This is a genomic window from Alteromonas sp. a30 (assembly GCF_026788005.1).
Classification (GTDB): Bacteria; Pseudomonadota; Gammaproteobacteria; order Enterobacterales; family Alteromonadaceae; genus Paraneptunicella.
The window spans coordinates 1-19,678 of sequence record NZ_JABEPE010000009.1 but is presented as its reverse complement, the minus strand read 5'-3'; the positions used below and the strand labels follow the sequence as shown (position 1 = coordinate 19,678).

At 43.5% G+C, this 19,678-nt stretch carries 17 protein-coding genes and 1 tRNA gene; 14 read left to right on the top strand and 4 right to left on the bottom strand.

Translation table 11 applies throughout. The features are described 5' to 3' along the window. Positions 1-8 precede the first annotated feature (8 nt). A complete protein-coding gene (gene nadK, locus HJG39_RS10275) occupies positions 9-890 on the bottom strand; it encodes an NAD(+) kinase (protein WP_268408992.1) in 882 nt (293 codons plus the stop codon). Between the two features lie 161 nt (positions 891-1,051). Here nadK and grpE point away from each other — a divergent pair, with 161 nt between their 5' ends. The 7 genes from grpE to greA all read left to right on the top strand — a co-directional run bounded on the left by grpE (position 1,052) and on the right by greA (position 11,012). Next, complete coding sequence (gene grpE / locus HJG39_RS10270) at positions 1,052-1,669, top strand: nucleotide exchange factor GrpE (RefSeq protein ID WP_268408991.1); 618 nt, start codon at positions 1,052-1,054, stop codon at positions 1,667-1,669. A gap of 99 nt (positions 1,670-1,768) precedes the next feature. Continuing rightward, positions 1,769-3,706 (top strand): molecular chaperone DnaK, encoded by a 1,938-nt coding sequence (dnaK, locus tag HJG39_RS10265; RefSeq protein WP_268408990.1) that lies wholly within the window; start codon positions 1,769-1,771, stop codon positions 3,704-3,706. 178 nt (positions 3,707-3,884) lie between these two features. Further along, positions 3,885-5,012 carry a molecular chaperone DnaJ gene (gene dnaJ, locus HJG39_RS10260; RefSeq protein WP_268408989.1) on the top strand — a complete coding sequence of 376 codons (1,128 nt, stop codon included), beginning with the start codon at positions 3,885-3,887 and terminating at the stop codon, positions 5,010-5,012. Positions 5,013-5,116: 104 nt separating this feature from the next. Further along, the gene (gene dapB / locus HJG39_RS10255; RefSeq protein WP_268408988.1) at positions 5,117-5,923 is read left to right on the top strand and encodes a 4-hydroxy-tetrahydrodipicolinate reductase; all 807 of its coding nucleotides are present in this window, start codon (positions 5,117-5,119) and stop codon (positions 5,921-5,923) included. 249 nt (positions 5,924-6,172) lie between these two features. Then, positions 6,173-7,303: a glutamine-hydrolyzing carbamoyl-phosphate synthase small subunit gene (gene carA / locus HJG39_RS10250; RefSeq protein WP_268408987.1), complete on the top strand. Its 1,131-nt coding sequence runs from the start codon at positions 6,173-6,175 to the stop codon at positions 7,301-7,303. A 14-nt stretch (positions 7,304-7,317) separates the two neighbouring features. Continuing rightward, positions 7,318-10,539: a carbamoyl-phosphate synthase large subunit gene (carB, locus tag HJG39_RS10245; protein WP_268408986.1), complete on the top strand. Its 3,222-nt coding sequence runs from the start codon at positions 7,318-7,320 to the stop codon at positions 10,537-10,539. Further along, positions 10,536-11,012 (top strand): transcription elongation factor GreA, encoded by a 477-nt coding sequence (gene greA / locus HJG39_RS10240; RefSeq protein ID WP_268408985.1) that lies wholly within the window; start codon positions 10,536-10,538, stop codon positions 11,010-11,012. The genes carB and greA overlap by 4 nt, the downstream gene beginning before the upstream one ends. A 129-nt stretch (positions 11,013-11,141) precedes the next feature. Here the strand turns inward: greA and yhbY are convergent, their stop codons facing one another. Continuing rightward, a complete protein-coding gene (yhbY, locus tag HJG39_RS10235; RefSeq protein WP_268408984.1) occupies positions 11,142-11,438 on the bottom strand; it encodes a ribosome assembly RNA-binding protein YhbY in 297 nt (98 codons plus the stop codon). Between the two features lie 84 nt (positions 11,439-11,522). Between yhbY and rlmE the strand changes: the two genes are divergently transcribed. From rlmE to HJG39_RS10200, 7 genes are all read left to right on the top strand, one after another. Then, positions 11,523-12,152 carry a 23S rRNA (uridine(2552)-2'-O)-methyltransferase RlmE gene (gene rlmE, locus HJG39_RS10230; RefSeq protein ID WP_268408983.1) on the top strand — a complete coding sequence of 210 codons (630 nt, stop codon included), beginning with the start codon at positions 11,523-11,525 and terminating at the stop codon, positions 12,150-12,152. Positions 12,153-12,223: 71 nt separating this feature from the next. Beyond that, positions 12,224-14,188: an ATP-dependent zinc metalloprotease FtsH gene (gene ftsH / locus HJG39_RS10225; protein ID WP_268408982.1), complete on the top strand. Its 1,965-nt coding sequence runs from the start codon at positions 12,224-12,226 to the stop codon at positions 14,186-14,188. Between the two features lie 72 nt (positions 14,189-14,260). Further along, entirely contained in the window at positions 14,261-15,082 is an 822-nt protein-coding gene (gene folP / locus HJG39_RS10220) for a dihydropteroate synthase (protein WP_268408981.1), read from the top strand. A gap of 66 nt (positions 15,083-15,148) precedes the next feature. Further along, entirely contained in the window at positions 15,149-16,486 is a 1,338-nt protein-coding gene (gene glmM / locus HJG39_RS10215; RefSeq protein WP_268408980.1) for a phosphoglucosamine mutase, read from the top strand. Between the two features lie 198 nt (positions 16,487-16,684). Further along, positions 16,685-17,437, top strand: coding sequence for a triose-phosphate isomerase (gene tpiA, locus HJG39_RS10210; RefSeq protein ID WP_268408979.1), 753 nt, complete (start codon positions 16,685-16,687; stop codon positions 17,435-17,437). 13 nt (positions 17,438-17,450) lie between these two features. After that, complete coding sequence (gene secG / locus HJG39_RS10205; protein ID WP_268408978.1) at positions 17,451-17,840, top strand: preprotein translocase subunit SecG; 390 nt, start codon at positions 17,451-17,453, stop codon at positions 17,838-17,840. A 56-nt stretch (positions 17,841-17,896) separates the two neighbouring features. Beyond that, positions 17,897-17,982, top strand: a tRNA-Leu gene (locus HJG39_RS10200). Between the two features lie 40 nt (positions 17,983-18,022). On the opposite strand, the gene HJG39_RS10195 is transcribed toward HJG39_RS10200, so the two are convergent. Then, positions 18,023-19,264, bottom strand: a complete 1,242-nt coding sequence (locus HJG39_RS10195) for an Arm DNA-binding domain-containing protein (protein WP_268408977.1) — start codon at positions 19,262-19,264, stop codon at positions 18,023-18,025. Between the two features lie 227 nt (positions 19,265-19,491). After that, positions 19,492-19,678, bottom strand: a 187-nt coding sequence (locus HJG39_RS10190) for a hypothetical protein (RefSeq protein WP_268408976.1), incomplete at its 5' end; no start/stop codon positions are given.

Genomic DNA, 19,678 nt, shown 5'->3' with positions numbered 1-19,678 from the left:
TATTTGTTCTAGTAAAGTTTACTACCCCAGCTTAATTTCTTTCTTAACACATTGAAATAATTATAACTTTTTGGGTGAACGAGTGATAATTTATTGGGGTTTTTATGAATATGGATTTCATCACCGGGTAACACTGACAACATTACATGTCCATCACAACTCACCGTTTGGTTTTCGGCATTTTCTGGTGATACTTTCAGTTTTATTCTACTGTTTGCATCCACTACGATAGGACGGCTACTCAGCGTATGCGGAAACATGGGAACAATGCTAAGAGCATCCAAGTTTGGAGTGAGAATGGGTCCTCCCCCAGATAGTGAATAAGCCGTTGAGCCTGTTGGCGTGGCAATGATTAAGCCATCTGAGCGTTGTGTGAACACATATTCATCATCTACATGTAGTTCAAATTCCATCATGTGTGCGACTTTGGTGTGATGCAGCACTGCTTCATTCACCGCAGCGTTACTACTGCGAATTTTGTCATGTCGATGCACTTCAACTTCTAATAAGAAACGTTGTTCTAGTTCGAAATTACCAGACAAAATCTCATCCATTTCTTTTTCGATTTCGTCTGGACTAATATCGGTTAAAAAGCCCAAATTGCCACGGTTAACGCCGACCACACAAACGTTAAAGCGCGACAACACTCGCGCGGCGCCAAGCATATTGCCATCACCTCCCACGACAATTGCTAGCTGTGAGCGTTTTCCGATAGAAACTAAATCTAACACTTCTGCTTCTGGGCTATTTAAGTCATCAGCAACGCGTTCTTCTAGAACCACGTTGTAGCCATGCTTGATCAGATAGTTGTATAGAATTTGAAGGCTCTCATTTGCACCGGGGTGATTCGGCTTGCCAATTAGGCCGATAGTTTTAAATTCGTGATGCATAGGTGTAAGGGAATCGTAAAAACTAGCATTAAACTAGCGTAAATTGTTGCCGTAAAGCAAATAAACAAAAAATCTATGCAAATTATTGCTTGAATCGTAACAAAGTATCCCCATCTATAGCCGCAATCCCATTTTTTGCATACAGATTAGGAAGTATTTCGATGAGTAATGAGCCTCAGAATGAAGAAAATGTTCAGGACGTCAATTCAGGTCAAGAACAAGTAAACGATGCGGATCAATCGAATCAAGGAAATGTTGATGGTTTAACGGTTGATGAAGCAAGAATTCAAGAACTTGAAGCGGCATTAGCGAAAGCCGAAGCCACGATTAATGAGCAGAAAGATGGCGTACTTCGTGCGAAAGCCGAAGCTGAAAATGCACGCAGACGCGCTTCCGGTGAAGTTGAAAAAGCACGTAAGTTTGCGTTGGAAGGTTTTGCTGGCGAGTTGATTAACGTCGTAGATAACCTTGAACGAGCATTGCAATCAACTAACGCTTCGGACGATGCATTAAAAGCAGTGATAGAAGGTATCGAAATTACGTATAAATCTTTTATCAGTACAGTTGAAAAATTTGGAATTACACCTATTGATCCGCAAGGGCAACCGTTTAACCCAGAACAACATCAAGCCATGTCCATGCAAGAATCAGCAGAGCATGCGCCGAATACGGTTATGGCGGTAATGCAGAAGGGGTACCTTATTAACGGACGTTTGTTAAGACCAGCAATGGTGATGGTGTCAAAGTCACCAGAAAATAATGTTGATGTAGAAGTTTAATTGAACCGGGTTTGGTTTTTTTGTTGTTAAAAGTTGAAAAAGCAAAATAAACCCCCACTAAAAGTACAGTTTTAAAGAATTTGTAGTTGGAGAAATCTGATGGGTAGAATCATTGGTATTGACTTAGGAACCACTAACTCTTGTGTAGCCGTTTTAGATGGCGATGCTCCTAAGGTAATTGAGAATGCAGAAGGTGATCGTACGACCCCTTCTATTATTGCTTACACAGACGACGGCGAAACCTTAGTTGGTCAGCCGGCGAAACGTCAGGCGGTGACTAATCCTAAAAACACGTTGTATGCAATCAAACGTTTGATTGGGCGTCGTTTTGAAGACAAAGAAGTCCAGCGTGACATCGACATCATGCCGTTTACTATCGCGAAAGCGGATAATGGTGACGCATGGGTTGAAGCCAAAGGCAACAAAATGGCTCCGCCACAAGTGTCTGCCGAAGTATTGAAAAAAATGAAGAAAACAGCAGAAGATTACTTGGGCGAACCAGTAACAGAAGCTGTAATTACTGTACCTGCTTACTTTAATGATTCTCAGCGTCAAGCAACCAAAGATGCAGGCCGTATCGCTGGTTTAGAAGTTAAGCGTATTATCAATGAGCCGACTGCTGCTGCTCTTGCTTATGGTATGGATAAGAAAAAAGGCGACAACGTAGTAGCGGTATACGACTTAGGTGGCGGTACTTTTGATATTTCTATCATCGAAATTGATGAAGTAGAAGGTGAGCACACATTTGAAGTATTAGCGACTAATGGTGATACGCACTTAGGTGGTGAAGATTTCGATAACCGTGTTATTAACTACTTGGTTGATGAATTCAAGAAAGACCAAGGTGTTGATCTTCGTAAAGATCCGTTAGCAATGCAGCGTTTGAAAGAAGCTGGTGAAAAAGCAAAAATTGAGCTTTCTTCTGCGCAACAAACGGAAGTTAACTTGCCGTACATTACCGCAGATGCTTCGGGTCCTAAACATTTAACCATTAAAGTCACACGCTCTAAGTTAGAGTCGTTAGTGGAAGACATGGTTAAAGAGTCGCTTGAGCCTGTAAAACAAGCGTTATCTGACGCAGGTTTATCGGTAAGTGAAGTAAACGATATTATCTTGGTTGGTGGTCAAACACGTATGCCACTTGTTCAGAAATACGTTTCTGAATTCTTTGGCAAAGAGCCTAGAAAAGACGTCAACCCTGATGAAGCTGTCGCATTAGGCGCTTCTATCCAAGGTGGTGTATTGTCTGGTGATGTAAAAGACGTACTACTATTAGATGTCTCGCCTCTTTCTCTTGGTATCGAAACCATGGGTGGAGTCATGACAGCGCTGATTGAAAAGAATACGACTATTCCAACGAAGAAGTCGCAAACATTCTCTACCGCAGAAGATAATCAATCAGCGGTGACGGTTCACGTATTACAAGGTGAGCGTAAGCAGGCCGCGGGTAACAAATCTCTTGGTCAGTTTAACCTAGAAGGGATTCGTCCGGGACGTCGTGGAGAGCCACAAATCGAAGTAACATTCGACATTGATGCCGACGGTATCCTGCACGTTTCTGCTAAAGACAAAGATACTGGCAAAGAACAGAAGATTACGATCCAAGCATCTTCTGGTTTGAGTGAAGACGAAGTCGAAGCAATGGTGCGTGATGCGGAAGCCAACGCTGCAGAAGACCAAAAGTTTGAAGAGTTAGTACAAGCTCGTAACCAAGCCGATGCAGTTGTTCATGGTACGCGTAAGCAGTTAGAAGAGGCTGGTGATGCGCTTCCGGCAGAAGATAAAGAAGCAATTGAAACGGCAATCTCTGCGCTGGAAACGGCTATTAAATCTGGCGATAAAGAAGAGATTGATGCAAAAACTCAAGAGTTGATGCAGGCATCTTCCAAGTTAATGGAGATGGCACAAGCAAAAGCGTCTGCTGAGCAAGCAGCAGGTGGTGCAGATGCTGGTGCAAGTTCTGGTAATAGCCAATCAAGCAAAGATGACGATGTTGTCGATGCTGAGTTTGAAGAAGTGAAAGACGACAAAAAGTAATCGTCGAGCGTAAGCAATAGAGGCGGTGAAATACACCGTCTCATATGAGTACGATTAAGCGGGCGTCTGATTAAGTTCTTGCGCCCGCATTTATTTGTAAGCGTGATGCTTAACAGTCGTTGTAAGAGAATTTTAAAGTTGCCATAGAGGCACGCATTAACCGGAAGATATCATCTCTATGTCGAAACGTGATTATTATGAAGTGTTAGGTGTAGCTAAAGATGCGAGTGAGCGGGATATTAAAAAAGCTTACAAACGTTTGGCTATGAAGTATCACCCAGATAGAACTGCTGGCGACAAAGAAAAGGAAGAGAAGTTTAAGGAAATCCAAGAAGCCCACGAAATCCTCATGAATGAAAATAAGCGGGCTGCTTATGACCGTTATGGTCACGCTGGTGTTGATCCTAACCGTGGCGCAGCGGGCGCAGGAGCGGCAGACTTCGGAGATATTTTCGGTGATGTATTCGGTGATATTTTCGGTGGCGGTCGCGGTGGTGGCAGACAACGAGCCCGTCAAGGAGCCGATTTACGTTACAACCTCGAGCTGACATTGGAAGAAGCCGTTCGCGGAAAGGATGTTGAGATTAAAGTCCCAACGTTAGTCGGCTGCGAAACTTGCGATGGTTCTGGCGCGAAAAAAGGGTCATCTCCTAAAACTTGTCCAACATGTCACGGAAATGGTCAAGTGCAGATGCGTCAAGGTTTCTTCGCGGTACAGCAAACTTGTCCAACTTGTTCAGGTAAAGGCACCATTATTAGTGATCCTTGCCGCAGTTGTCATGGTCAAGGACGCGTTGAGAAAACCAAAACGCTTTCAGTTAAAGTTCCTGCTGGCGTTGATACCGGCGACCGTATTCGCTTATCAGGTGAAGGTGAAGCGGGTGAGAATGGTGCGCCGTCAGGCGATTTGTACGTGCAAGTTCATGTTCGCGAGCACGATATTTTTGTTCGAGATGGCAACAACTTGTATTGCGAAGTGCCGTTGAGCTTCACTAAGGCTGCTTTAGGTGGCGAAATTGAAGTGCCGACCTTAGATGGTCAAGTGAAGTTAAAAATCCCCACAGAAACCCAAACTGGAAAAATGTTCCGTTTGCGTGGGAAAGGCGTGAAGTCTGTACGCAGTGGTGCAGTGGGTGACTTGATGTGTAAAGTCGCTGTTGAAACGCCTGTTAATTTAACAGCTAAGCAAAAAGAATTGCTTGAAGAATTTGAATCATCAATGGGAAAAGACTCCGCTAAGTATCGTCCAAAAGAAAAAGGCTTTTTCGACAACGTGAAAAAGTTCTTTGACGATTTAACGAGTTAAAATTAATACTCAAATCTCAATGAAGCCCCGTTATTGACTAGGAATGACGGGGCTTTTTTTGTATTGTGTGGCCTTATTTGAGTCGTCAGCAAAGAAGGTTAAACATGACTGTCAAGTTGGGAATATTTGGTGCCAATGGGCGCATGGGGAGAGTGTTAGTTGAAGCTATTTCCCAAGATGAAGATACACAGCTTACGGCTGCAATTGTTAGACCCAACTCCTCTGTTAAAGGTATTGATGTTGGTGAACTTGCTGGGATTGGCAAAAATGCGGTGATTACCTCGTCCAAAGAAAGCGTTGATCCAAATGCCATTGACGTCATGATCGATTTTACCCTACCTGAAACCCTTGAAAGTAATTTGGCGTGGTGTGTTGAAAATAAAAAAGCCGTGGTAATTGGCACTACTGGCTTGAATCAAGTACAAAAGAAAGCGATAGATGCAGCAGCTCAACATATACCCGTTTTATTTTCTGCTAATATGAGTGTAGGTGTGAATCTTCTATTTAATTTGGCTCGTCAAACTGCCCGTGTGATGGGCCACTCTGCGGATATTGAAATTTGGGAAGCACATCATCGTTTCAAAAAGGACGCACCTTCGGGGACCGCAATGGCCTTAGGCGAAGTTATTGCTGACGAATTAAATCGCGATCTTGATGAATGTGCAGTTTACGGCAGAGAAGGCGATACTGGGGAACGTTCTCAAGAAACCATTGGCTTCGCTACTATACGAGCCGGTGATGTGGTTGGTGAGCATACCGTTTGGTTTGCCGATATTGGTGAGCGTATTGAATTGACACACAAAGCATCGAGCCGCCTTACTTTTGCCTTTGGCGCCGTTCGGGCAGCGAAATGGTTAGCAGGAAAAAATAAAGGAAAGTACGACATGCTAGACGCATTAGGGTTGAAATAAATTAGATTTTTGGCGCTTTCGAGGGTATTTTGAGATGAAGTCGCTAAAACCATAAAAAATGTCATTTTCCACTAGCGTGTGTTGCGAGCTTCATATAGAATGCGCGGAATTTGCCGGAAATTTGGGTAGAGCCTAAATTGCAAGAAGATTTTTTTACATTCATATAAACGGGTTGTCAGCTTCGGTTGGCATCCCGTTTTTTATGGGTGTGAGTTTATTAGCCAGAAGTAGACTTTTTAGGAGGCTCAGTTGACATATCCCGCGATACTTGTGCTTGCAGACGGAACGGTGTTTAAAGGTTTAGCGATTGGAGCGCTCGGAGAATCTGTTGGAGAGGTGGTTTTTAATACCTCAATGACAGGGTATCAGGAAATCTTAACAGATCCATCCTATGCCGAGCAGATCGTTACCTTAACCTATCCACATATCGGAAATACAGGCACCAATGATGAAGATGAGGAATCTTCAAAAATTTGGGCCAAAGGTTTAGTCATTAGAGACCTGCCTTTGTTGGCTAGCAATTTCCGCAATCAACAAAGCCTCTCAGATTATTTGAAAGAACGTAACATTATCGGCATTGCTGATATTGATACTCGTCGTTTAACGCGTGTTCTGCGAGATAAAGGCGCGCAAAATGGTTGTATTATTGCAGGCGACAACCTCGACATTGATGCAGCGTTAGCTAAAGCAAAAGCCTTTCCCGGATTAAAAGGTATGGACCTTGCCAAAGAGGTAACAACAACATCCGTGGTTAATTGGGACGCTGGAGTGTGGAAGTTAGGCGAAGGGCATCAACCGCTGACAGAAAACCCCGCTTTTCACGTCGTTGCCTACGATTTTGGCGTTAAACGCAACATTTTACGCATGCTAGTGGATAGGGGGTGCCGTGTTACTGTTGTTCCAGCCACAACACCAGCCAGTGAAGTGAAAGCGTTAAATCCCGATGGCGTTTTCTTGTCAAATGGCCCCGGTGATCCTGAGCCATGTGATTACGCTATTGCCGCTATTTCTGAGTTGCTTGAAGCCGACTACCCAATATTTGGTATTTGCTTGGGTCATCAACTGTTAGGTTTGGCAAGCGGTGCAAAAACACAGAAGATGAAATTTGGGCATCATGGTGCCAACCATCCCGTTAAAGATTTACAACGTGGTAATGTCATGATCACCAGTCAAAACCACGGGTTCGCGCTGGATGAAAATGCCTTGCCAGACAATTTACAAGTAACACACATTTCACTGTTTGATGGTTCGTTACAGGGTGTTAAACGCACCGATAAGCCGGCTTTTGGTTTCCAAGGGCATCCAGAAGCTAGCCCCGGTCCACATGATGTAGCCCCTCTTTTTGATCAGTTTATCGAATTAATGCAAGCTCGCGCTTAAGGTTGGAAGTGACAATGCCAAAACGTACAGATATTAAAAGCATCTTAATTCTGGGCGCAGGCCCTATCGTAATCGGACAAGCATGTGAGTTCGACTATTCGGGCGCGCAGGCTTGTAAAGCACTTCGAGAGGAAGGCTACAGAGTCATTCTGGTTAACTCGAATCCTGCAACTATCATGACAGATCCAGAAATGGCTGACGCCACTTACATTGAACCGATTCATTGGGAAGTGGTTAGTAAAATTATTGAGAAAGAACGTCCTGATGCCATTTTGCCTACCATGGGAGGCCAAACCGCGTTGAACTGTGCGCTTGACCTCAACAAACATGGCGTGTTGAAGCAATTCAATGTGGAAATGATTGGTGCAACGGCCGATGCTATTGACAAGGCAGAAGATAGAGAGCGTTTCGACCGAGCTATGAAGAACATTGGCTTGGCATGCCCGCATGCGGAAATTGCTCACAGCATGGAGCAAGCTCACGATGTCGTGAGTCGTATTGGCTTCCCTTGCATCATCCGTCCATCGTTTACTATGGGTGGAACAGGTGGAGGCATTGCCTACAACGTTGAAGAATTCGAAGAAATTTGTCGTCGAGGTTTGGATTTATCACCGACTAGCGAGTTGCTCATTGATGAGTCGTTAATTGGTTGGAAAGAATATGAAATGGAAGTGGTACGCGACAAAAACGATAATTGTATTATCGTGTGCGCCATCGAAAACTTCGACCCAATGGGTGTGCATACTGGTGACTCCATCACGGTTGCGCCAGCACAAACGTTAACCGATAAAGAATACCAGCTAATGCGTAATGCTTCATTAGCAGTGTTGCGTGAAATAGGGGTAGAAACCGGCGGCTCTAACGTGCAATTCGGTGTAAACCCAAAAGATGGGCGCATGGTAGTTATCGAAATGAACCCGCGTGTATCGCGTTCATCGGCATTGGCTTCAAAAGCAACAGGCTTCCCTATTGCTAAAGTTGCGGCCAAACTTGCTGTTGGTTACACCCTCGATGAGCTCGCAAATGATATTACTGGTGGCTTAACACCAGCATCATTTGAGCCATCTATTGATTATGTTGTGACTAAAATTCCACGCTTTAACTTTGAAAAATTTGCAGGGAGTAACGATCGCCTCACCACGCAAATGAAATCGGTTGGTGAAGTCATGGCAATTGGTCGTAACTTCCAAGAATCCTTGCAAAAGGCGTTGCGAGGGTTAGAAACTGGCGTTAACGGTTTAGATTCACATGTGGACTATTCTGATGAAGAAAACCGCTCAACCATTATCCGCGAATTAAAAGAACCGGGATCAGATCGTATATTCTATATCGCTGATGCATTCCGCATGGGGATGACACTGGATGAAGTATTTGAGCTTTGTATGGTTGACCCTTGGTTCTTGGTACAAGTTCAAGACCTTGTTGAGCAAGAAAGTCGCTTATTGGAAGCCGGTGCGCCCGGTCTGACCGCTGACTTCTTGCGTTGTCTTAAACGTAAAGGTTTCGCCGATGCTCGCTTAGCCGAGCTCACAAAAATCTCTGAGAACGATATTCGCAGTATGCGCTGGGATAACGGCATTATGCCCGTATACAAGCGCGTTGATACCTGTGCGGCTGAGTTTTCTACCAGTACTGCTTACATGTATTCTTCTTACGATGAAGAGTGTGAAGCGCAACCTTCAGATAGAGATAAAATCATTGTGCTCGGTGGAGGCCCCAACCGAATTGGTCAAGGTATTGAATTTGACTATTGCTGTGTTCACGCTGCGTTAGCGCTACGTGAAGATGGTTACGAAACCATTATGGTGAACTGTAACCCTGAAACGGTATCAACCGATTATGATACTTCCGACCGTTTGTATTTTGAGCCAGTTACGTTGGAAGATGTACTGGAAATCGTCCGTGTTGAAAATCCAAAAGGCGTTATTGTGCAATACGGTGGTCAAACGCCGCTCAAACTTGCGAGAGCTTTGGAAGAAGCTGGCGTACCCATTATTGGCACTTCTCCAGACGCCATAGACAGGGCAGAAGATCGTGAACGCTTCCAACAAATGGTTAATAAGCTTGGGTTGAAGCAACCAGCGAATGCAACCGTTAGTAGCTGGGAAGAAGCGTTAGAAAAAGCCGAGCAGATAGGGTTTCCATTAGTTGTTCGTCCTTCTTATGTTCTAGGAGGACGCGCAATGGAAATTGTTTACGACATTAAGGATTTGAAACGCTATTTGACTGATGCGGTAAGTGTGTCCAATGAAGCTCCTGTTTTGTTAGATCGTTTCTTAGACGATGCGACAGAAGTCGATGTTGATGCCATTTGTGATGGCGAAAATGTGGTCATTGGTGGCATCATGGAGCACATTGAGCAAGCAGGCGTTCACTCGGGAGATTCTGCGTGTTCTTTGCCGACCTACAGCTTGCCAGAGCACACGTTAGACACTATGCGAGAGCAGGTTAAAGCAATGGCACTAGAGCTAGGTGTTATTGGCTTAATGAATACACAGTTTGCTGTAAAAGATAACGAAGTGTATCTCATCGAGGTTAATCCTCGCGCTGCTCGTACGGCGCCTTTTGTGTCAAAAGCAACGGGACGACCTTTAGCAAAAATTGCCGCCAGAGCGATGGTTGGGCAAAGTTTGTTGTCACAAAAGGTTGAAAAAGAGATTATTCCACCTTATTACTCGGTGAAAGAAGTGGTTATTCCTTTTGCTAAATTCCATGGCGTTGATCCGCTTGTGGGCCCTGAAATGCGTTCTACAGGGGAAGTGATGGGAGTCGGTGAAAGCTTCGTAGAAGCCTACGCTAAAGCTTGTTTAGGGGCAGGGGAACCTATTCCTAGTCGGGGTAAGGTATTACTTTCACTCCGTAAAAATGACAAAACACGCGCTGTTGAGTTAGGTCGGGCAATGCTGCAAAAAGGCTTTAAGCTTGAAGCAACCCGTGGAACAGCCAGAGTCCTGAATGAATCAAACGTGGCTTGTGCCACGGTCAATAAGGTTTCTGAAGGGCGTCCCAATATTGTCGATGCCATAAAAAATGGTGAATATTGTTACATCATTAATACTACGGAAGGTCGCCAAGCGATTAATGACTCCGTGTATATTCGCCGTGAAGCATTGCAATGTAAGGTTCCTTACTCAACCACATTGAACGGAGCGTTTGCCTCGGTTAATGCTCATGCCGCAGATGATCGTAAATCGGTTACTTCTGTGCAGGAACTACATAAGAGATTGGATTCATGAACAAAATTCCTATGACGGCAGAAGGTGCTGAAAAGCTCCGTGCTGAATTAAATGAATTAAAAACGGTGAAACGACCCGCAATCATAAAAGCGATTGCTGAAGCTCGTGAACATGGTGATTTGAAAGAAAACGCCGAATATCATGCAGCGAGAGAACAGCAGGGATTTTGTGAAGGGCGTATTCAAGACATTGAAGGAAAATTGAGCAATGCTCAAATTATCGATGTTACCAAAATGCAAAATACAGGTAAGGTTGTTTTTGGTGTAACCGTCACCTTGTTAAACACGGAAACCGATGAGGAAACCACCTACAAAATCGTTGGTGATGACGAAGCGGATATCAAAAACAATCGCATTTCGGTGAATTCACCTATCGCACGAGGCGTAATCGGTAAGAGTTTAGATGATGAAGTCACTATCCAAACACCTGCGGGCGCGGTAGAGTTTGAAATTATTGAGGTTGAATACATCTAACTTAAACGTTGGATGTGGGTATTGAATATCACCTTTCGAAAAACAGAAACAAAAAGGTGTCACGTGAAAACGGACACCTTTTTTAATGTAACAATCATATAATTATTACTTGAATTTACCTGTAGATGGTTAGCCCTTGGGTAATTCGATTTTCTTATCTTCACTTTGTCGATAGATAATGAGCATATGCCCAATGACTTGAAGTTTAACTGCTCCGCTAGTTTCAACGATGTTATCCATTAGCGACTTTTTCTCTTCTCTATCTTCGCTTGCTACTTTCACTTTGATTAGTTCGTGGTGTGCAAGTGCGGAATCTATTTCGGCTAAAACATTTTCAGTTACGCCATTTCCACCTACAATTACCACAGGTTTGAGAGAGTGAGCCAAACCTTTTAGGTGTTGTTTTTGTTTATTAGTTAATTTCATTTACAAAGAAATCATGTCTGAATTACTTGAAAACCAGTATTCTACCTTCATTTTAGTGCTATTCCCATTGTCAATTGCGGTATCATGACCAAGAAAAATCGTTCAGGAAGTAGTAATCGTTGGCTCAAAGAGCATTTCGACGACAAGTATGTGCAAAAAGCCCATAAAATGGGATTGCGCTCTCGAGCCGTATTTAAAATAGAAGAAATTCAGGAAAAAGATAATCTTATCAAACCCGGTATGTGTGTTGTCGACCTTGGCGCCGCGCCCGGTGGATGGTCTCAGTATGCTGCTGACATCGTTGGAAAAAATGGTCAAGTTATTGCTTGTGACATACTTGAAATGGATTCCATTGCGGGTGTTGATTTTCTTCAAGGTGACTTTAGAGAAGAGGCGGTTTTAAATGCCCTATTGAACAGAATCGGAGGTCGGAACGTAGATGTTGTTATGTCTGATATGGCACCCAACATGAGCGGTAACGACACAGTTGATCAGGCGAGAGCGATGTATTTGGTAGAACTTGCATTAGATATGTGTGATCAAGTTTTAAAACCAGATGGCAGCTTTGTGGTAAAAGTATTCCAAGGGGCAGGTTTTGAAGCGTATTTCAAAGCCATGCGACAACGGTTTAAGGCAGTAAAAACACGTAAGCCAGACTCATCCAGAGCGCGTTCAAGAGAAGTGTATTTGGTGGCGACTGGATGGAAACTGTAGTAGGCTTGGTTCCCAGCGTTTATTAGTTCTGACTTAAAACTAATTATTTTAATAAATCGAGGTTTTTTAAATTGAGTGACATGGCAAAAAACTTAATACTCTGGCTAGTCATTGCCGTCGTATTGATGTCGGTGTTCCAGAGTTTTGCGCCCAATGAAGCATCGAAACAACAAACAGACTATACCAGTTTTATACAAGATGTACGTCAAGGTATTGTCCGTGAAGTTCGCATAGAAGGGAGAGAAATCAAAGGTACTAAACGTACCGGCGAGGCGTTCGTAACTTTCCTTCCCACTGCTTATGATGAGTATCTTCTGAATGATTTGATCAAACACGATGTAAAAGTGTATGGCGAACCACCAGAAGAACCTTCAATTATTACAAACATTTTTATTTCTTGGTTTCCTATGTTGTTGCTTATTGGTGTATGGATTTTCTTCATGCGTCAGATGCAGGGCGGCGGTGGTCGTGGAGCCATGTCTTTTGGTAAGAGCAAAGCGCGCTTATTAGGTGAAGACCAAATAAAAACAACTTTTTCAGATGTTGCTGGCTGTGATGAAGCCAAGGAAGAAGTAACCGAGTTGGTAGACTTCTTACGCGACCCAACTAAATTTCAGAAGCTTGGTGGCAAAATTCCCACAGGTGTTTTGATGGTTGGTCCTCCGGGCACAGGTAAAACACTATTAGCGAAAGCCATTGCTGGTGAAGCAAAAGTACCCTTCTTCACAATTTCTGGTTCAGACTTTGTTGAAATGTTCGTGGGTGTGGGTGCATCTCGTGTTCGCGATATGTTCGAGCAAGCGAAGAAGTCGGCGCCTTGTATCATCTTCATTGACGAAATCGATGCTGTTGGTCGCCAACGTGGTGCAGGTTTAGGCGGTGGTCATGATGAGCGTGAGCAAACACTCAACCAAATGCTTGTTGAAATGGATGGTTTTGAAGGGCACGAAGGCATTATTGTGATTGCTGCAACAAACCGTCCAGATGTATTAGATCCAGCTCTACTGCGTCCCGGTCGTTTTGACCGTCAAGTAGTGGTAGGTTTGCCAGATATTCGTGGCCGTGAGCAAATCCTTAAAGTTCACATGCGCAAAGTGCCAGTAGCGGATAATGTGGAAGCTGGAGTGATTGCTCGTGGTACTCCAGGTTTCTCTGGTGCCGATTTAGCTAACCTTGTGAACGAAGCTGCACTATTTGCTGCCAGGTCGAACAAGCGTTTAGTGGCAATGGAAGAGTTCGATAAAGCGAAAGACAAAATCATGATGGGAGCCGAAAGGCGCTCAATGGTGATGTCCGAGGATGAAAAAACCATGACGGCTTATCATGAAGCTGGTCATGCGATTGTGGGTCGATTAGTGCCTGAGCATGATCCGGTTTATAAAGTGTCAATCATTCCAAGAGGTAGAGCGTTGGGTGTGACCATGTATTTGCCTGAGCAAGACAGGGTAAGTCACAGCAAACAGCACCTTGAAAGTATGATTTCAAGCTTGTTTGGTGGCCGTATTGCCGAGCAGCAAATATACGGTGATGAAAAAGTAACAACAGGCGCATCCAACGACATTGAAAGAGCAACTGAAATCGCTCGTAAGATGGTTACACAGTGGGGACTCTCTACTAAGATGGGACCGATGCTTTACGCAGAAGATGAAGGCGAGGTTTTCTTGGGACGCAGTGTTGCCAAAGCAAAGCATATGTCTGATGACACTGCACGTGCTATTGACGCTGAAATTAAGTCAGTGATTGATCGTAACTACGAGCGTGCTGAAACTATCCTAAAAGAAAACGAAGACATTCTGCATTCAATGAAAGATGCATTAATGAAATATGAAACCATTGATGCTAAGCAAATTGATGATTTAATGGCGCGTCGCGATGTTCGTCCGCCAGCGGATTGGACAGACAAACCAACTGATGACGACAAACCGTCAGGTGGAGCGACTGTTGCGGCTGATGTTGACGGTGATAGCTCAGAAAGCAAGAAAGAATCAAAAGGCGGCGATAACAACATCGGCAAGCCGGGTGATTTACCACATTAATTAGAATTGATGTCATCTTTTTGAAACGCCTCTTTGCGAGGCGTTTTTTATTTGTTTTTGATAATGGATAACATGCGATTTAGAGATAAAACACTTTCATTAGATTCTCCCCAAGTGATGGGAATATTAAATGTGACGCCTGATTCTTTTTCAGATGGAGGCCGGTTTAACACACTAGATACAGCGCTCAAACAAGCCAGTAAAATGATTGAAGATGGCGCGACTATCCTCGACATCGGTGGAGAATCTACGCGTCCAGGGTCGCTTGCTGTGCCGCTTCAAGAAGAACTCGATAGAGTCATGCCAATTATCGAAGCATTAGCCTCACGTTTCGATGTGGTGTTATCCGTTGATACCAAAAAAGCGCAGGTTATGCGTGCAGCTATCAGCGCAGGCGTGCATTTAGTCAATGATATTTTTGCGTTACAGGCTGAAGGCGCGTTGGAAACCGTCGCGGATTCCAATGTGGCTGTGTGTTTAATGCATATGCGGGGGCAGCCTAGTTCAATGCAAAATGCGCCGTCCTATGAGCATGTGGTTGAAGAAGTTAAACAATTTTTAGGCGCTCGGATTCAAGCATGCACAGATGTAGGGATTTCCCAAGAGCGAATCATAATCGACCCAGGCTTTGGTTTCGGTAAGTCATTGCAACATAATTGCGACTTACTTGCCCATTTTTCTGAGTTCAGTGATTTTGGGCTGCCTGTTTTGGCTGGTGTTTCTCGCAAATCCATGTTTGGAGCATTGCTCGATTTAAACATTGATCAGCGTTTAGTCCCAAGTGTAGTTAGCGCCGTGTTAGCGACGCAACGAGGCGCGAGTATTTTGCGTGTTCACGATGTGAAAGAAACCGTTGATGCATTAGCGCTAATGCGAGCATGTTCTCTCGACTAAAGTCTAAAAGTTAAAATTGGTTATTGATTCATTTGAATGAAAAGTTTGAGATGGAAATAAGAGTTTATGGGTAACAGAAAGTTTTTTGGTACAGATGGTATTCGTGGGAAAGTGGGAGAGGAACTCATCAACCCTGAATTCGTGATCAAATTAGGATGGGCGGCTGGAAAGGTGCTTGCCGGTAGAGGCACCAATAAAGTCTTAGTTGGTAAAGACACTCGTACCTCTGGCTATATGTTGGAATCTGCATTAGAAGCTGGCTTATCCGCTGCGGGAATTGATATCGGTTTACTCGGACCAATGCCAACGCCAGCAATTGCATATTTAACAAAAACATTTCGCTCCGAAGCAGGCATCGTCATTAGTGCTTCCCACAATCCTTATTATGATAATGGTATTAAATTCTTTTCATCAGATGGTTTTAAACTGGACGACGACATAGAGCTTGCTATTGAAGCGGAGATGGACAAACCGATGGTTTGTGTCGAATCTGACAAGCTAGGCAAGGCTTCTCGTATTGAAGACGCAGCAGGTCGCTATATTGAATTCTGTAAGGGGAATTTTCCCTCGGAGCTGTCCCTTACCGGATTGAAAATCGTTGTCGACTGTGCTCATGGCGCTACCTATCACATTGCTCCTAATGTACTGCGAGAATTGGGTGCCGACGTCATTGAAATAGGTACTAAACCAAACGGCATTAATATTAATGATGGGGTAGGGGCAACTTCAATGTCGGCTATCCAAAAAGCGGTGCTAGCAGAAAACGCCGATTTAGGGTTTGCGCTAGACGGTGATGGAGATCGCATCATGATGGTCGATCATGAAGGGCATATTTTGGATGGTGACGAGATTGTTTACATCATTGCTCGCGATGCCTTGAAATCTGGCAGGTTGCAGGGCGGAGTAGTCGGGACTCAAATGAGCAATATTGGGTTGGAAAAGGCACTTAAAAACCTCAGCATTCCCTTTGCTCGCAGCAAAGTAGGCGATCGCTACGTAATGGAACTTTTACAAGAAAAGGGTTGGAATATTGGCGGGGAAAGTTCTGGCCATATTTTGAACTTGTCTCAATCTTCAACTGGCGACGGCATCATTTCTGGTTTACAAGTGATTACCGCCATGTTGCATTCCGATATGAAGCTCGCTGAATTGCGTCTTGGAATGGAAAAGTTTCCGCAGCGACTGATTAATGTGCGATTTAAGCAAGGTACAGCGCCATTAGAAAGCGATGACGTGAAAAAAGCGGTTGAGCTAGCTGAAGCAGAAATGCAAGGCAATGGGCGGGTTTTGTTGCGTAAGAGCGGAACAGAGCCTCTTATTCGCGTGATGGTTGAAGCCCATGAAGAATCCGACGCAAATAAATGGGCTGAACATATCGCAGAAGCGGTAAAATCAGCATCGTAAACAAGGTAAAAATGCCTGAAAAGTGGGCGAAAAGACGGTTTCATAATCAGGCGAGAATGAAACTTGTATTTAGTTGCGTTATTTGCTGCAAAATACTTGTAACTTTTCATTCCGTCCGTTACTATCACGCCCGCTTTTTTGAAGGGAATTTTGTATTTATAAAATTCCAGAAGCAGATAAAAATGTTCAGGTAAGGTAATGAGCAAGCAGCGTGAAATTATAGTAGCTGGAAACTGGAAGCAAAATGGTAGTCTTGCTTTGGTTCAGGAAATGCAACAGGGCTTGATTAACGAAGCAATTGCAGGCGTTACAGTGGTTGTCTGTCCGCCATCACCTTACTTTGCGAGCTTTAACGCAACGCAGTTACAGGCGTTTTCTTTAGGTGCTCAGGACGTAAGTCTGTTTACCGGAGGGGCTCACACAGGTGAAGTCTCTGGGGATATGCTGGCAGAATTTGGGTGTCGATACGTTATAGTAGGGCACTCGGAAAGGCGTAACACTCATGCTGAAACGAATGAAGTGGTTGCGAAGAAAACAAAAGTCGCATTAAGCGCTGGTTTGACTCCCATTATTTGTTTCGGTGAGTCAGAGCAAGTAAGAGATGATGGTCATCTTTTTGAATTTTTGAAGCAGCAACTTGAAGCGATTATCGTTGAAAATAGCGTTGAAAGTTTGGCTCAATGTGTTCTTGCTTATGAGCCGATTTGGGCCATAGGAACGGGACGCACGGCAACGCCCGCACAAGCTCAGGAAGTACATGCATTTGTTAGGGCGTTGGTGGCTGGTTACGATGCGCAAGTTGCTGAAAACGTGTCCATCTTATACGGTGGCAGTGTTAAACCTGATAATGCCAAGTCATTATTCGACCAGCCTGATATAGACGGTGGTTTGATTGGCGGAGCAAGTTTATCGTTACAGGATTTTGTAGCCATTTCTCGTGCTGCAATTTAAAAGAGATTAATTAATGCTTTACGAAATTCTTTTGGTATTAGATTTGATCGTAGCCCTAATGTTAATTGGCTTAGTGCTAATTCAACAAGGCAAAGGGGCTGATATGGGCGCGTCATTTGGTGGTGGCGGCTCAAATACAGTGTTTGGTGCAACTGGTTCCGGTAACTTCCTAACACGCGCAACGTCTATCTTGGCAGCGTTATTTTTCATTATTAATTTGGCTTTGGGCAACATGTCCACGGGTGTTGAAAGGAACGTTGACGAATGGGAAAGTCTCGGCTCAACGGAAGTATCTGCTCCTGCGATTGCTCCAGAAAAAGGTGACATGCCAGTTTCTGAGTCAGTCGAAAGTGACGTCCCTGTTTCAACTAACGTTGAAAATAAAGAAGCTGACGATCAATAAGCAATATTAAAATCTGAGTTATCCTTCTAACAAGCTCAGGTTATTACAAATCACTTGCGGAAGTGGTGGAATTGGTAGACACGCCATCTTGAGGGGGTGGTGAGCATAGCTCGTGCGGGTTCAAGTCCCGCCTTCCGCACCAAATAATCCCTTATTTTTCAGTATCTTAAGTGCCTTTCTGGTTATTTTGGATCGCTATTGGATCCATTGGAAAAAACTTTGCTGGCTGTTTTGGACATATGAGGCATTTCAGAATCCATCCATTTGCCATAATGTTTTTCTAACATAGATATTGAACTCCAACCCATTTGTTTACATATCCATCGTTCGGGTATGCCAGCTGTAAGTAACTGGCTCGCGTGAGTATGACGAGCTTGATTAGCTGAGCGGTATCGTATCTGGCATTTATTTAAGAAAGGTTTTACAAAGTCGTCACTAAAATTGTTGCTACCTGAAAATGGCTTTAAAGTTGCAGTGTTTACAAATACAAACCTAAGCTCTGTACACTTAATGGTTCGGTTATCCTCCTGTAAAACTTCAACAGTTTGCGATTCTAAACTTTCTGTTAACTTTTTCTGAGCGAGCAATATTCCATAGGCTTGTTCAAGAAGTTCAACTGTTCGACACCTGCCGTCGTTCTTAGTAAAAGCGTATTCTCCTTTTACAACAGAGCGCCTTACATTAATTTGCTTTTTAGTTAAGTCAACATCCTCCCAAGCTAGTGCCATCCATTCGGAAACGCTTAATCCGCTGTATATGGCAAATAGCAGCCCATGTTTTTCATTCACTTGAAGTGTTTCACTTGACTCAATCATTGCAATTTCCTCTCGATCGAAAGGGTCTGGTGAATCAGGCTTCATTCGTGGCAGATTTTTTATATGGTTGAATGGGTTATGAGAGATGATCTGATCAGCATGAGCACTGTCAAAAATAGCTCTTAGTGGAGTAAGCAGGTCGTTAATAGTTTTGTTGCTAAGCGTTTTTGTCAGTTCAGTATCTCGCCATTGTTTTATTTCACTTTGGACAAGTGAATCAATTTTCCGATCACCCCATTTGGGTAAGATGTATTGTTCACATCTTTTTTTAACGAGGTTGAACTGCTTGCTTCGAACTTGAATTTTGTAACTCACAAGCCACTTTTCAATGGCTTGTGAAATGGTGGGTACTTTAATTATATGGCTGAACTGTTTAGCTTTTTTAGAGTGTGGGAATCGTTCACCGTAGTCAAACTTTTGAGTTGTAATTTCATGAATTATTGTAGCTCTCAATTGGCTTGCATATTTGATATTACTTTTAGTTACAGGAACTCCTTTTAATGGTTCGATACATCTAGTTCCAAGATAATAAAACATAATCCTAATGCTTTTACCGTGTATAGAAACCCCTTCAAAGCTCCTACAATAATCTTTTAATTGGTCAGTCATTGTCCAATCAACTCGTTCAGTTTTTCGTAGTTATAGTAATAGGAGCCTCCCCATAATTTATAGTGGACTCCCTCTATTAGATGAGACCGTTGTCTTTTTTTCTCTAATGCCGCAACGGTAATACCTTTATATTTTTCGATAATAACGGGTTTAACCCATCCAAATTTGCATATTGGCTCCATAAATACCTCTTAAGTTATGGTGATTTAACCTTGCTGATGAATAACTCAACCTCGCTCAAACACCCAGCACTTAACACTTTTGGATGTGCTGTAAGTATTGGGTTTATGGGCAATCGCAGAGTTAACGTTTTTAATTTCGATGAACTTTCGGCTGAGTGACGATTTCAAATGCTTTTTTAAATCGCTAAGTAGCGGAATTTGCTGTTTGGCTTCTGATGCCAGCGTCACGAAG